Origin of the sequence: Mesorhizobium sp. Root695 (genome assembly GCF_001428185.1) — a bacterium.
In the GTDB taxonomy this organism is placed as follows: domain Bacteria; phylum Pseudomonadota; class Alphaproteobacteria; order Rhizobiales; family Rhizobiaceae; genus Mesorhizobium.
Window position 1 is genome coordinate 17,885 of the sequence record NZ_LMHO01000014.1, and the last position, 13,680, is coordinate 31,564.

Annotated in this window: 11 protein-coding genes and 1 pseudogene; 7 read left to right on the plus strand and 5 right to left on the minus strand. The window is 59.8% G+C overall.

Annotation, left to right across the window (positions count from 1 at the left end; genetic code table 11):
- The first annotated feature begins 464 nt into the window (after window positions 1–464).
- Window positions 465–1,442 carry an SDR family oxidoreductase gene (locus tag ASD99_RS15765; protein WP_057144220.1) on the plus strand — a complete coding sequence of 326 codons (978 nt, stop codon included), beginning with the start codon at window positions 465–467 and terminating at the stop codon, window positions 1,440–1,442.
- A gap of 1,464 nt (window positions 1,443–2,906) precedes the next feature.
- Here the strand turns inward: ASD99_RS15765 and ASD99_RS15775 are convergent.
- Window positions 2,907–3,143: a hypothetical protein gene (locus tag ASD99_RS15775; RefSeq protein ID WP_057144222.1), complete on the minus strand. Its 237-nt coding sequence runs from the start codon at window positions 3,141–3,143 to the stop codon at window positions 2,907–2,909.
- 542 nt (window positions 3,144–3,685) lie between these two features.
- Between ASD99_RS15775 and ASD99_RS15780 the strand changes: the two genes are divergently transcribed.
- The 3 genes and pseudogenes from ASD99_RS15780 to ASD99_RS15790 all read left to right on the plus strand — a co-directional run bounded on the left by ASD99_RS15780 (window position 3,686) and on the right by ASD99_RS15790 (window position 7,356).
- Window positions 3,686–5,215, plus strand: a complete 1,530-nt coding sequence (locus ASD99_RS15780; RefSeq protein WP_057144223.1) for an ATPase domain-containing protein — start codon at window positions 3,686–3,688, stop codon at window positions 5,213–5,215.
- A complete protein-coding gene (locus tag ASD99_RS15785) occupies window positions 5,212–6,252 on the plus strand; it encodes a sensor histidine kinase (protein ID WP_082583301.1) in 1,041 nt (346 codons plus the stop codon). The genes ASD99_RS15780 and ASD99_RS15785 overlap by 4 nt, the downstream gene beginning before the upstream one ends.
- A 72-nt stretch (window positions 6,253–6,324) precedes the next feature.
- A pseudogene (locus ASD99_RS15790) lies at window positions 6,325–7,356 on the plus strand (histidine kinase dimerization/phosphoacceptor domain -containing protein).
- Window positions 7,357–7,687: 331 nt separating this feature from the next.
- Here the strand turns inward: ASD99_RS15790 and ASD99_RS34300 are convergent.
- On the minus strand, window positions 7,688–8,335 hold the full coding sequence (locus ASD99_RS34300) for a CGNR zinc finger domain-containing protein (RefSeq protein WP_082583302.1): 648 nt from the start codon (window positions 8,333–8,335) through the stop codon (window positions 7,688–7,690).
- 53 nt (window positions 8,336–8,388) lie between these two features.
- Here ASD99_RS34300 and ASD99_RS15800 point away from each other — a divergent pair, with 53 nt between their 5' ends.
- A complete protein-coding gene (locus ASD99_RS15800; protein WP_082583303.1) occupies window positions 8,389–9,192 on the plus strand; it encodes a DUF2066 domain-containing protein in 804 nt (267 codons plus the stop codon).
- Window positions 9,193–9,349: 157 nt separating this feature from the next.
- Here ASD99_RS15800 and ASD99_RS15805 read toward each other — a convergent pair whose 3' ends face one another.
- Complete coding sequence (locus tag ASD99_RS15805) at window positions 9,350–10,402, minus strand: site-specific integrase (protein WP_057144227.1); 1,053 nt, start codon at window positions 10,400–10,402, stop codon at window positions 9,350–9,352.
- A 114-nt stretch (window positions 10,403–10,516) separates the two neighbouring features.
- Between ASD99_RS15805 and dusA the strand changes: the two genes are divergently transcribed.
- The gene (gene dusA, locus ASD99_RS15810) at window positions 10,517–11,515 is read left to right on the plus strand and encodes a tRNA dihydrouridine(20/20a) synthase DusA (protein ID WP_057144228.1); all 999 of its coding nucleotides are present in this window, start codon (window positions 10,517–10,519) and stop codon (window positions 11,513–11,515) included.
- Between the two features lie 10 nt (window positions 11,516–11,525).
- On the opposite strand, the gene ASD99_RS15815 is transcribed toward dusA, so the two are convergent.
- Together ASD99_RS15815 and ASD99_RS15820 are read right to left on the minus strand one after the other, a co-directional pair.
- Entirely contained in the window at window positions 11,526–12,230 is a 705-nt protein-coding gene (locus tag ASD99_RS15815) for a TIGR02281 family clan AA aspartic protease (RefSeq protein WP_057144229.1), read from the minus strand.
- A 7-nt stretch (window positions 12,231–12,237) separates the two neighbouring features.
- Window positions 12,238–12,471 (minus strand): DUF1289 domain-containing protein, encoded by a 234-nt coding sequence (locus ASD99_RS15820; RefSeq protein ID WP_057144230.1) that lies wholly within the window; start codon window positions 12,469–12,471, stop codon window positions 12,238–12,240.
- A 197-nt stretch (window positions 12,472–12,668) separates the two neighbouring features.
- Between ASD99_RS15820 and ASD99_RS15825 the strand changes: the two genes are divergently transcribed.
- A complete protein-coding gene (locus ASD99_RS15825) occupies window positions 12,669–13,667 on the plus strand; it encodes a nicotinate-nucleotide--dimethylbenzimidazole phosphoribosyltransferase (protein WP_057144254.1) in 999 nt (332 codons plus the stop codon).
- Window positions 13,668–13,680: the final 13 nt, after the last annotated feature.

Sequence of the window (13,680 nt, forward strand, 5' to 3'; positions counted from 1 at the left end):
GGTCCGATCGTCCCCCATGCCTCTGCCCATACCTGTTGGCTAGGCAGGCCGAGAGCGGTCGGGTGCTTGCGGCCAAGAATAGGGATGAAGGCATCGTTGTAGATGCGGTCCTGCCCCCAGACGACGAACATAGGCTGTGCGGAGCCGAGAATGAGATCGACGACTGTCTTCAGTTCTGCGGGCCATGAAGAGACCGGCCCGATGGATGTCGCGCTCCACCCAAACGAGCCGATACGCTCAGCCATTTCTCCGGCGCTGCGAAACGCGGCGCTCGCGCTGTCCTTGCTGGATGGTTCCAAGATATCCCCCGAAATGTCGAACCCGACAAAACGGTGCAAGCCGGTTTTGGTTGCACGGCGACGCGTCATGGCAGGAGGCGTCGCATTCAAGCGGAAGCGTTATCGACATCGCTTTTCAACTTTTTCCTTGAACGCACGTTGTCTCCTGAAACTGAGGAGACAACGATGCCGATTTTAACCAAGACCGACACGTCCAAAACGACGCGAAAGCAAAACCGCATACAACGCAAAGTCGACGCGGACGATCAAGCCAAGCCAAAAACGAAACCAGTTGGCGCCATGCAGGCCGGCGCGCGAAAGTACCCGGCACCGCCTTTTCCCAAGCAGCACCATCCAAAACCTGGCCATGAGGCAGAAATCAAGCCGGCCCCGCTATACGACGCGCCATTCTGGCGTGGCTCGGGCAAACTAGAAGGCAAGGTCGCGCTGGTAACTGGCGGGGATTCCGGCATCGGGCGTGCCGTTGCCGTCCTTTACGCTCGCGAAGGCGCCGATGTCGCAATCGTCTATCTTTCCGAGGATGGCGACGCGCAAGTGACGAAGCGGGCGGTGGAAGGCGAGGGGCGTAGATGCATCGCGCTCCGCGGTGATGTCGCCGACCGCTCCTTTTGCCGCAAAGCAGTAGCCAGCACGGTCAAGCAATTGGGAAGCTTGGATGTGCTCGTCAACAACGCAGCGTTCCAGGTGCATTCAAGCGACTTCGCCGACCTGAGCGAGGAGCATTTCGACACCACGCTGAAGACAAACCTATACGGCTATTTCCATATGGCACAGGAGGCGGTGGCGCACATGAAGCCCGGCTCCGTGATCGTCAACACCGGATCGATCACCGGGATCGACGGATCCAAGGAGTTGGTGGATTACTCGATGACCAAGGGCGGGATTCACGCTTTCACACGGGCCCTATCAGGCAATCTGATCGACAAGGGAATCCGCGTGAATGCCGTCGCGCCGGGCCCGGTCTGGACACCGCTCAATCCTTCTGAAAAGCCAGCGGGCGATGTTTCAAAGTTCGGCGCAAAAACGCCGATGAAACGACCCGCGCAACCAGAGGAGATTGCTCCTGCCTATGTCTTCCTGGCGTCACCGCAATGCTCCAGCTACATCACCGGAGAGATTCTGCCTGTGATAGGCGGCTATTGATGAATAGCGTTGCCACTAACGGTTTTGAAGTCATTGCAAGTTGAGCGACCCTTCATTGATTACCGATCTCGCCGACAGGGCGATGGAGGATCCCTTGGCGGAAGGTATTCGTCGCGTGAGATAGACGAGGAGGTTCAGGTTTTTGTCCTTATGGTGGAGGCGGGGGCAAACCAGAAAGTGGCCGCATCTAGAATAGCAGGCGCGCTGACACGACCCACCACACATAGTCGATCAAGGTGCGATGATTTGCCCTGTCAGTCTGCGCTCTTGCCTGAAGCTGCGTTTTTCGCATTCCTCGTAGGCGATGTTCATGGCCCCAAAAGAGCGCCTTCATGCCGCTGTTGGAAGTCCAAAACGCAATACGAAGGCCGATGAAGAAACCTGTGCCCAGTGCGCTGGGTTTTTGCCTGGCCAGGGCTTGCAGTTGACTACGAAATGAGGTCCAGCCCCCTGACGGAAGCAATCCGCCGAGAGATACGCCATGGTCGGCAGCCGAAACCGGGGCCGCAGCGCCAGCAGAAGGTAGAACGTAGCACCGGCCGCGACCAGGAGAACCCGGCCCTTGTTGAATTCCTCCCACAAGCGCCGCAATCTCCCTTCCCCCCATCAGAGCCGCCTTGCTCTCTTGCATTGTTGCGGCCGCGCGATTGGCCGCTTCTTCATCGATTAAAGATGCCTGTTTACTGGGCGGCCGCTGACGGCGCGTCGTCAGCGGAGGTGGTCTCAACGCGGACGCCGGAGTACATCGGCCGGCGGCGTCGGTGGGGTCGGTGCCGGTGCAGGCGCATCCATGGGGGGCGACAGAGCCGCACACGTCGGGGCTGGCGCCAATGTCGGCGGCTCAAATGGTATCAACGGCTCGGCGCCTCGGTCGAAGGAGGAAGTGGGGTCAATGCCGCAGCGGGTGCGAATATCGGTGTCACTGATGGCGTGAATGCAGGCCTCGGCGCAACAATGGGTGCAACCCCCGGGATGGGCGTAGACGGCATCAGTCCGACAAGCCTGACAAACCCCCGGCAAATCTATCGAGCCTCCCCACTCCGAGGCTCAAGGCGGCTGCCGCCCAGATGTAACCAGTCAGATGGCGCGCATCAAGAAGCGCTGCGTCGACGTTCTGGCCAGTTTGGTTCCCGATTACCACGATCTTCGGCAACTTTGCTAACTGATCGCTCGGCGCTAGCCGTTGAAGTCAAGCCACGGCGTTCTCACGGTAGTGGCTCAGCGGAACACATTATCGAGGACGACGGCGCGTCTCGATGCCTCTATGGAATTGACAAGCTGGCCGAACCAGCTTCATGGACGCCCGCCGCCTTCGGCGGCCGGACAGACGAAATCTGGGATCGACATGGAGTGCGACCTTGTCGACGATCCGATAGTAGACCATCGCTTCCACCCGACGGAGCATAGACGCAACAGCGAGGCGCTTGAGCCGCCGGCCGCCCAGCTGCTGCGGAGCGAGGAAACCTAACAGGCAATCTTCCATTCCTTTTGCCATCGGCCACGCACTGCGACCATCAGCGTGTCTTCTCTCGTCATGCCGGCCTGAAAGAGTCTTATCAACTCGGCCGCAACCCCTTGCGCATCCGACGTATCGGGAAGAATATTGAATTCAGCACAAAGGGCGTCGAAAGCCGACTTCAACGTCACAAGGTCGTCAGGGTAAAACCACTCGACGTATGAGCGATTAGGTCGTTCAAGCATCCGTCGCCTCCGTTTTAGTGCGAGCGTGCGATGGTCGTTTCCGAGCAACCGACCCCATCAACCGGCCGCTGACTTCTCGCAATGCGGCTGTTCGTCGGGCCTGTCATTTCACTTTGATGTAGCCAAGGTCGCTCCATATCTCCGAAGGAGAGCCAGAGTTCTGGAATCGATTTGCGATATGAAACTCTCGAGTTCGGTGGTGTCCCTCGCAGCGAAGGAAGCCAGCCCTGCTTGTGCCAGCAACGATTTGGACGGGATCGACCCGAGGTAGGCAGAACTAAATCAGCGCCAGATTGTAACGGCGCCGTGTGTCGTTCGCGTGGAGGGGGCTTTGGCGTGCCTTGACGGCGAATGCTCAAGAGGCAGCTGACTTTCTGACGTTGGTCGCCAATCCGGCCAGGCTTCTGATGCGGCACGGCCTCGCGAGTACGAGGTTCCCACGGCCATTAGCTCGCTGAGACCGTTAGAAATCTTCGGCGGCACTGCGTGACAGCCCCGCGGGGGATGGCCGTCACCTCTTTTTCAAAAGGGAACTATTGAAAATGCTGTCCGTTAAGGGGGCACGACAGGCATGCGGGGACAACGTGGATCAAGACGACGCTTCACCAATATCATCCGGCGTGCAAGGCCTCGACTATGTCCTGCGAGGCGGCTACGCCAAATTCCGTTCACATCTGATAGAAGGCAGGCCAGGTTCGGGAAAGACCACACTTGGTCTGCAGTTTCTGATCAAAGGTGCGGCGGATGGCGAGAAATGCCTCTATATAACGCTGTCCGAAAGCAAGCGCGAACTGCACTCGGTCGCAAAACGGCATGGGTTTTCTCTTGACGGGATCGAAATCCTCGAACTGGTCCCACCGGAACTGAGCCTCGATCCATCGCAGTTACAGACTCTGGTTCATTCGTCCGATCTTGAGCTCGGTGAGACCGTGCAGTCCGCGCTCGCCGAGATCGAGCGCATGAAGCCGGATCGCGTGGTGTTCGATTCCCTGTCGGAAATTCGCCTCTTGTCTCAGGGCTCGTTACGCTATCGCCGGCAGGTTCTGGCTTTGAAAAGCTTTTTCCTTCTCAACAATGCGACGGTGCTTCTGCTTGACGATCTCACGGCTGAACATGACGATCTCAACCTGCACTCCATCAGCCATGGCGTCATCCGGATGGAACAGCTTGCGCCGATCTATGGCGGAGAGCGGCGGCGGCTGCGCGTCATCAAAATGCGCGGCGTACAAATTCGCGGGGGCTTCCATGATTTCGTCATTCGACCGGGCGGCGTGATGGTATTTCCGCGCTTGGTTTCCTCCGAACATGAGATGGCCGAGCATGGATCGCCTGCTACCGGCAACGATTCTATAGACACGCTCGTGGGCGGCGGGCTGGACCGCGGCACCAGCACTCTCCTGATGGGACCTTCAGGTGTCGGCAAGTCGACCATCGCGTGCAGCTATTGTCATGCCGCTCTCAAGCGCGGCGAACATGTGCTGGTGCTGTTGTTCGATGAAACCAAGCGGATATTCCTGGCGCGCGCATCGGGCCTCGACATGGATCTGGGGCCGTTCGCCGACAAAGGAAGCTTGTTGCTGGAACAGATCGATCCGGCGGAATTGTCGCCCGGTGAATTGTCCTCGCGCATCCAGTCGGCTGTGGACCGCTCGAATGCAAGGATCGTCGTTATCGATAGCCTGACCGGATACCTCAACGCTATGTCGGAGGAGCAGCATCTTGTGCTGCAGATGCACGAGATCCTGACATATCTTAATCAAAAGGGCGTCGTGACGATCCTGTTGTTGGCCAATCATGGGCTGATCGGGCAAATGTCCGCCACCGTCGACATGACCTATCTCTGCGATTCCGTAATGCTTCTGCGATTTTTCGAAAGCGGCGGCCGTCTGAGACGGGCTATCTCCGTGGTGAAGAAGCGCGTCGGGCCGCATGAAGACACCATTCGCGAATTCAAGATAAGCGCAACCGGCCTGTCCGTCGGTGAACCATTGGAGGAGTTCCGGGGGATACTGACTGGCGTGCCCACCTACGAGGGTAAGCAAGGCAACCTGTTGCAAGATAAGGCATCATAATGCCCTCGGACAGCAGTGTGCTCGTATTGGCACCAGTCGGGCGCGACGCGAAGGTCGCGTCGGCTATCCTTACGGAAAACGGCATCAAGTCTCAGATCTGCGCGACGCTGGACGAGGCAGTTCCGCTCTTGGACCAAGCCCAATGCTTTTTGGTTGCCGAAGAAGCCTTGATAAGTTCTGATCGAAATCAGTTTGCATCCTGGCTCAACCATCAACCGGCGTGGTCCGATTTTCCGATCGTGTTGCTGACGATGCGGGGAACGGAGATGGACAAACGCCTCGCCTTTCTGGACCGCTATCTCATCGTTCTCGAGAGGCCCTTCCTGGCGTCGAGCCTGGCAAATTCGGTGCGCTCGGCTCTGCGTGCCCGCGCACGTCAGCTTGAGGTCAAATCATATATTGAACAGAAGCAAGAGGTCGCGGACCGGCAGAAACTGCTGATCAGGGAGCTCCATCATCGCGTCAAAAACACGTTGGCAAATGTCCGGGCGATGATGGGCGCAACCGCCAGATCGAGTGGCAACGTGGATGATTTCGTGCGCGATTTCTCCGCCAGGATCGTCTCTCTCGCCGACACGCATTCGATGCTGACCGATGACTATTGGCAGATGGCTTCGTTGCACAAGCTGCTGGAGTCGGAACTGCGCCACTACGACACGACCAACAAGTCGCGTGTAGCCCTCGAAGGGCCAAACGTCGCGCTGGTCGCCGATATCGCGATCCCGATCGGGATGGCTTTTCATGAACTCGCGTCCAACTCATCGAAATATGGCGCGTTGTCGCGCCCCACAGGGCGTATCGAAGTCCGGTGGTCGGTGAGCAATTCGCAAGACGAGCGAATGCTCAATCTGAATTGGCTTGAAAACGGCGGACCGAAGGTGGAGCAACCAAGGCGGCGCGGTTTTGGTACGACTCTGCTGGAGAAAGTAGTCGCGGTGCAGTGCCACGCCGAGGTTGAGTTAAACTATCATCCTGACGGCCTTCGGTTTGCAATGACCTTGCCGCTACGCGACACCAGGCTGGTCCCGGCCTACTGACCCCTGCAGGTGGAGCCCCGCTTCGGTGCTGGCCTATCAGCCCATCGCTGATACTGATGCCTTACGCGTAAAATGACATCGGATACAGGGAGGCTAGAGGCGGTCGAGAAGCTGCTCGATACGCCCGAACTCGCCACCTTTGTGATCGCAGTTTCAGACCTGATCGAGACAGAGCGCGCCCTATATGCCAACCCTGAGTTCGAAAAGCTCTCAGGCCTGAAGTCTGCCAGTCTGGCATGGAAAAACTGGACAGCGCTTTCGGGGACCGGAGTCCGTGAGCAGAAGGACAAGGCGCTGGCCGAGTGCGTTGTCAATGAAACTGATTTCGTGGGTACTTTCTGGCTGAAGCGCGGCGTCGACGGGCAGGCAGTCGTTGACGCCCACTCAAATTTGATAGTCGACGACGACGGAAAAACGTGTTTCAGACGGGTTGCCTTGGTGGACGTATCTTTTCACGATGAAGACGCGCCTTCGGTCGAGGAGCGTGTTCGCGAGAAGGATACCTGCTGCGGGAGCTGCAGCATCGGGTAAAAAACAATCTCCAGACGAGCACCGCACTCACTCGGCTGGAGACCCGCAATGCGGCGGAGCCCGGTCAGAAACGGTTCGAGAGGTTGGCCGAGCGCGTCGACGCTCTCGCGATTCTTTACAAGGCGCTGTCGAATGACGAGCAGAAGGATGAGGTCGATCTGGGTATCTACCTCAGTCAGATAGCATCCGCCGCAATGGCTTCGCATGCGGTCGAAGGTATACGCCTGAACATGAAGGTTGATACCTATCCAGTGTCGATCAGCGTTGCGATGCCGACTGGGCTGGTCGTGAATCAACTTGCTTACCAATGCACTCAAACACGGCTTCAAGGGACGAGAAGGTGGCACGATCACGCTTCACAGCGTGGTCGATGGCGACGGATGCCGCATCACTATCGCCGATGATGGCGTTGGTTTGCCGGAGGGCGAAACATGGCCGAAGCCAGGCAAGCTTGGTGCCCTCATCGCGCGCTCCTTGACCGAGAACGCCAAAGCACAATTCGAAGTTAAATCCAGCGCCACTGAAGGGACCAGGGTCACCGTCGTTTTCAAGCGATCGGCGGCGACGAGCTAACGATGTTCTATGCTGCGATTTGAGTGGCTTGGTCCAGGGCCTGATATCTTCTAACGATTGAATACTTAGTAATCTCCGCAAGCCGTCGTCAGCGGAGTGGCAGCTCTCGGGCTCGTTCGTTCCAGAACCGAACCATGTGCTCCCGGCCAAAAGCATAGTAGCTGTATGGGCCTCATATCTTTCAAAACGACCTAGCTAAGGTTCGAGCCGAGGTGACTGGGAGGCGACTTTTCGTTGGCTGAAAAGGTCGTTTCGTTGGTTCTGCACGACAGAGTTTCTGCTGGCTGCGTGTCACCATTGTTGCATTTGAAGACCGCGCCTAAGGTGAATCCTAAGCGATGGATTTTCGGTGTGCCAGGCGATAGCGCGCTGCCTTGGCGCGATTGCCGCAACCATCCATAGAGCACCAGCGCCGCGGTTTCGAGCGACTGTCATTGATGAAGAAGCCGCCACAATGGTCGGCCTCGCATTGCCGGATGTCGTTTCGCGGAGGAAACAGCACCAACAGGGCAGCCGCGGCCGCGGACCGGCGCAAGGGCAGGTGAATGGCCTCATTTGCGGAATCGGCCTTGAGCTTCAGAATGTCGCCAAGGCCGGCTGTGCCGCTTGCCCGGGTTATACCCTCCCGGACGTGACGCAAGGCGAGTTCGTTCGGCGCTATTTCGTGGTTCAGATTTCGTGCCGAAACAGTGAGCCACGATTTCAACACGTCGCGCAGCCTCAGGACTTCGAGATGCACGTTGCCGGCCAGGCTCCCATGACTTTCCGCCATGCGCCTGAGCGCATGCCCCTCGTCGTCAGACAGCAACTGGGCGGGAGCGCAAAACGCCAACATATCTTGATACGTCGGAATGAAATCGACCTCGCTCCCATCACGCCAGTGCAAGGTGTTTGCAAGGTCGAGCGCCGGCGCGCCGCCCAACATGCGCATGGGACCAAGCGGCGAGAGGTAGGTACGGACAAATTCGGTTGATTCCATCTCTGCAGTATGTAACCGTTTATACGGTTACTCAAGAGGGCTGGGAGGTTTCCATGAATGCCACCTTGTTGACGTTGGTGGCATGGTTCGCATTCTCGAGCCTGGCGCAAGCGGATGACGATGTGCTTTATCGCTCAAGCGTCATCGTCACTGGAGATCGTGAAGAAACACGCGTACCCGCCGTCCCACAGGGCTTCGAACTGGCGGCGCAAAAGTTGACGGGAAATCCTGATATCGCGCAAAATCCGGTGTTTGCGTCGTTGGCGATCCGGGCAACTGCCATGGTTTGGTCTTATACGTATCACGATCGCATGTTCGGTTTTCCCATACATGATGAGCAAGGAACACGCGACCGTCCCTTTGATCTCACGTTCCAGTTCGACCGAAGGCGGATGGACGATGCCATGGCTGCGCTGGGTGAGAAGCCGTGGCTGGGTCCGCGACCGAAGCTGGGGATCGTCCTCGAAGTCACCGATATGGCGCGTCGCTATATGCTCGCGGCAGACGGCGCCCACGGCTCCGACCTGCGCGCGAGCTTTGCGGATGCCTCGGCGCGCTTCTCGATACCCGTGATATTCGCCAAAGAAGCCGATCTTGCAGCGGCAGCGATCGCGCCTGGGAGGATAGACGAGTTGTCGGCGGAGAAGTTAATGACGCTAAAGTCCAGACTGGGCGCTGACGCGATCTTGGTCGGTCGTCTTGATTGGGAGACCAACGAGCCGGGTTGGCATGCCACTTGGCGGCTTCCTCTCAGTGCGAAAGATGCAAGCTGGGCGATCGCCGGCGTAAACTTCGATGCGGCCTTCCGCGCCGCGGTGGGAGGAACTGCCAAACGGCTTCGACCAACCAGCAACTAGGGCGGCAGGCATACGCGCCCCAAAGCTGGCCGGGCAACTGACGGGGTTCGTGCGCTGCTTTGTCAGCTACTCGCCATAGGTCGTACTATTGTCAGAAAACTGGCCATGGCCGCCGCCGAGATTGCGGACTGATAAGCAATCGCGTCAACTACGCAGCCTATGCCGCTTGGATAGTGTGGAGCATTTCCGGCTTGAGGTGCGTATAGCGCCGCAACATCTTCCAATCCTTGTGCCCCGTGACCAGCGCTACCTGTTCGATTGTAAACCCAGCTTCAAAAAGGCGGCTCGTTCCTTCGTGCCGCAAGTCGTGAAAATGAAGGTCGTGGATGCTCAGATCAGCACACCCTCGACGGAAGGCCGTTCCGACTGACCGATGGTTGAACGGGAAAATTCGATCATCGTCATTGCTTCGCTTTGCGCGCTGCTCCTCAACAATGGCCCACGCATCGTATCCGGTTGCCGCGAACAGCGGTATGCGCTGATTGTTACCTTTCTTGTTGCGGGGGTCTTTGCGGTCGCGGATGAGAATCATTCGTGTGCGAGAATCCAGATCGGACCAACGAGCCTTACAAATTTCCTCCTGGCGCATCGCGGTTGCGACGGCGAAACGTATGATCTGGCTAACCGGTGCAGCCTGACGAGGGTTTGCATCGAAATGAGCGGTCAGCCTGTCCAACTCATCCTGGGTGGGCCGCCTGTCGCGCTCATGCCCTTTGCCAACAAGGCCAAGCCTCTTTAGGGCGATACGCGCGAGATCAACTGGTTCGACTTTGACAGGAAGGCCGTGCACCGCAGCAGCGTGGGATAGAATGAGTTTTATCAGGCCGATATCGATGCCGAGGGTCACCGGTCCAGCGCCTTGGGCGGCGCGATCGCGACCGAAACGAATGAGCCGTTCGCGATCGAGAGCGGCCGTATTGCACTTTCCAAGATGCCTCTGCAGCATGTCGAGTGTCGCGGCCTTGGAGCGGAGAGGGGACTTGCCTACATCGCACATGTCGTCGATATGAAGGTCGATGAGTTCGCCGAAGGTTTTCAGGCGCGCCGTACGGGACTTGGTCGGCGTCTCACCGCGATCGACCTGGCGCTCGGCGTCGGTTGCCCAGCGTCGTGCGTCGTCTCGGCGCAGGAAGGTCTCGCTGACATAGCGACCTTTACGACGGACTTGGACGCGCCAAGAGCCGGACGAGAGTTTTGTGTAGGTGGCCATTTTTCGTGTGCGCTCCGTGTGCAGTGAGAGATCGAAACGTGGCGAAAAGGGTCGTATTCTGGCGTAAAGTGGCGTAGCCGCGCTTTCGACTAACGAATTGATGTTAAAGAAAAAATGCTGCAAAATCAAGAGCATAGACTGGCCGTGGCGCCGATGATGGACTGGACGGATCGGCATTGCCGATTCTTCCATCGCCAGCTGACGAGCCGTGCGCTGCTCTACACCGAGATGGTGGTGGCCGACGCGGTCATCCATGGCGCGCGCGAGCGGCTGCTCGGTTTCGATGCAGCGGAACATCCGGTCGCCCTGCAACTCGGCGGCTCGGATCGCGAAAAACTTGCCGAGGCGGCGCGCATCGGCGAGGCTTTTGGCTATGACGAGATCAACCTGAATGTCGGCTGTCCGTCAGACCGCGTCCAGTCGGGTACGTTCGGCGCCTGCCTGATGAAGGTGCCGGACCTCGTCGCCGGCTGCGTCGCGGCGATGAAAGCGGCGGTGACAATTCCCGTCACCGTCAAATGCCGCATCGGCGTCGACGACCAGGATCCGGAACCGGCCCTCGATGCGCTGGCGGATGGTGTTTTCGACGCCGGCGCCGACGCGCTGTGGGTGCATGCGCGCAAGGCGTGGCTGGAAGGGCTGAGCCCCAAGGAGAACCGCGACATTCCGCCGCTCGATTACAACAGGGTCTATCGGCTGAAGGCCAGAAAACACAACGAGTTCATTGGCATCAATGGCGGCATTCTGTCGATTGAAGAGGCTCGGACGCATCTCGACCATGTCGATGGCGCTATGCTTGGCCGTGCCGCTTATCACACGCCCGGCATTCTGGCCGGCGTCGATGCGGCTTTCTACGGTGCTCAGTCCGAGCCGTTCGATTTCGCCGCGCTGATCGATGTGATGGCGGACTATGCGGCACGCCATATCGAGCAGGGCGGGCGGCTTGGCCACGTCACGCGTCATATGGTCGGGCTGTTCCACGGTTTGCCCGGTGCGCGCCGCTACCGCCAGATCCTGTCCACCGACGCGACCCGACCCGGAGCCGGACCGGACGTGCTTAAGGCGGCTTTCGCCGCCGTCGATTTCGGTGGAGCAGCAGCCGAAGCGGCTTGAGCTTCGAGAATCAATCCCTGAGGATCATGCGGTCGCCGCGCACGTCGAAGCCCGACAGTGAACTGATGAAGTTCATGCCGAGCAGGGACTGGCTGAGCATGCCGGGTGCGGCGATCATGACCGGCATGTTCCTGCGCACGATACCGCCGATCGCAATCTCATCGGTTTTGACGGTCGCGGCGCGCGCCATACCGTTGGCGGTCGAAACCGGTATTGTATAATTGAGCGCCGCTGGATTGAACCCGGCGGCTTGCGCATCCTGCGACGTCAGCACGGTGCTGGTCGCGCCGGTGTCCACCACGGCTCGGATCGGGTTGCCGTTGACCAGGATGCGCGCTTCGAAATGGCCATTGTCCGCCTTGTCGAGCGTCACTGTGGCGTGACCGTCTTCGACGCCGAGGGCCAGCGGGCTGCCGGGAACAAGGCCAGCGGTCACGCGGCTGGCCACATCCTGCAACTCATAACGATACTGGTAGCCGGCGATCAGCGCGAGCACGATCGCCACCCAGGCGCCGAGGTTGCGGGCCATGGCGCCCAGGGGCCTGCCCGAGCGAAGCAGGCCTGCGCCGATGAGGGCGCCAAAGGCGCCGAGCCAGATCAGCCGGCTGAAATCATAATTTTCGACGCCAAGCGTGCTGCCGGCGGAATCGTTGAGCATCAGCAGGACTGCTCCCACCCCGATCGCGGCCATCAGTATCCAGAACAGTCGGCTCATCCGCGCCTCACGAAAGCGCGTCGCGTTCGCGCGCCATGCGGGTGCGGCGCGTTTCCCGGCGCGGCCGGCGCTCGACCGTTTCCAGCCGGGCAGGCAATTCAGCCATGACGCTGCGGCGCGTTTCCGGCGTCATCCCGATCCAGCCGCCGATTTCCTCGCGCGTGCGGCCGCACCCGAAACAGAAGCCGGTTTTCATGTCGATCGAACAGACCAGGATGCAGGGAGATTCGATGGCCGTCATGACTTTCTCTTGGGCTTCCGACCGGAACCCGGTGTTCCATCACCACATGGTGCAACGGCAAAGCCAATGCAAGCCCCCGCGATTGCGCCCTTCGCGGCCAGCTTTGCGTCAAATGCAGGACCATGATCCAGGAGGTTGTGCCAACCACGCAAGGCGGCTATGCCGCTCACCAACTCCAGGGAATGATTGCCAACGAGATGACCAGCGCGCTGCCTTTCGACGATTTCCGCAACCTGCTGGCCAATCTGCCGGCGGCCGATACGACAGCCAAGGCCCGCATGCGCACGCTGTTTGCCAAGGCCGACAAATCAAGCAATTCGCTTGGCCGCATCGAAGACATCGCCGCGTGGCTGGCCGCCTGGAGCGGGCGGGCTCCGCCCGCGGTGACAAGACCACTGATGGCGGTCTTTGCCGGCAATCATGGTGTTGTCAGGCACGGCATTTCGCCACGGCCGGTGGCGGCGACCGTCAATGCGGTCGAGCTTTGTGCTGCCGGAGGTGCTGCGATCAACCAGATCTGCATTGCCAACGATCTCGGGCTGAAGGTTTTCGATCTTGCCCTGCACATCCCGACCGCCGACATCACCGAAGACGCCGCACTGGATGAGCGCGGCTGTGCCGCCACCATGGCCTTTGGCATGGAAGCGATCGCGGGCGGTACCGATCTCTTGTGCCTGGGCGATCTCGGCGTCGGCAACTCCACCGTCGCCGCAGCCCTGTTTGCAGCGCTGTTCGGGGGCAGGGGCGTCGACTGGGTCGGCCAGGGGTCGGGCGCCGATGCGGCGATGCAGTTACGCAAGGCGGCGGTTGTCGATGCGGCGCTGGCCTTTCACGGTGGCCATCTCGGCGACCCGCTCGAGGCGCTGCGCCGGGTCGGTGGCCGTGAGTTCGCGGCAATCGCCGGCGCCATCCTTGCCGCGCGGATGCAGAAGATTCCGGTGCTGCTCGACGGGCTCGCTGCAACGGCCGCCGCAGCGGTGCTGCACGCCGCCAACCCTGCCGCGCTCGAGCATTGCCTGCTCGCCAGCCTGTCGCCAGAGCCCGCACACGCCCGCGCCGCCGAACGGCTCGGCCTGCGCCCGTTGCTTGATCTGGGCATCGGCCATGGCGAAGGGGTAGGGGCCGCTCTTGCCGCGGGCCTGGTCAAGGCCGCCGCGCTGACCAGTTCGGGCATGGCTGCGGCTGCGCGCGGCTAAGCACCTGGCACAC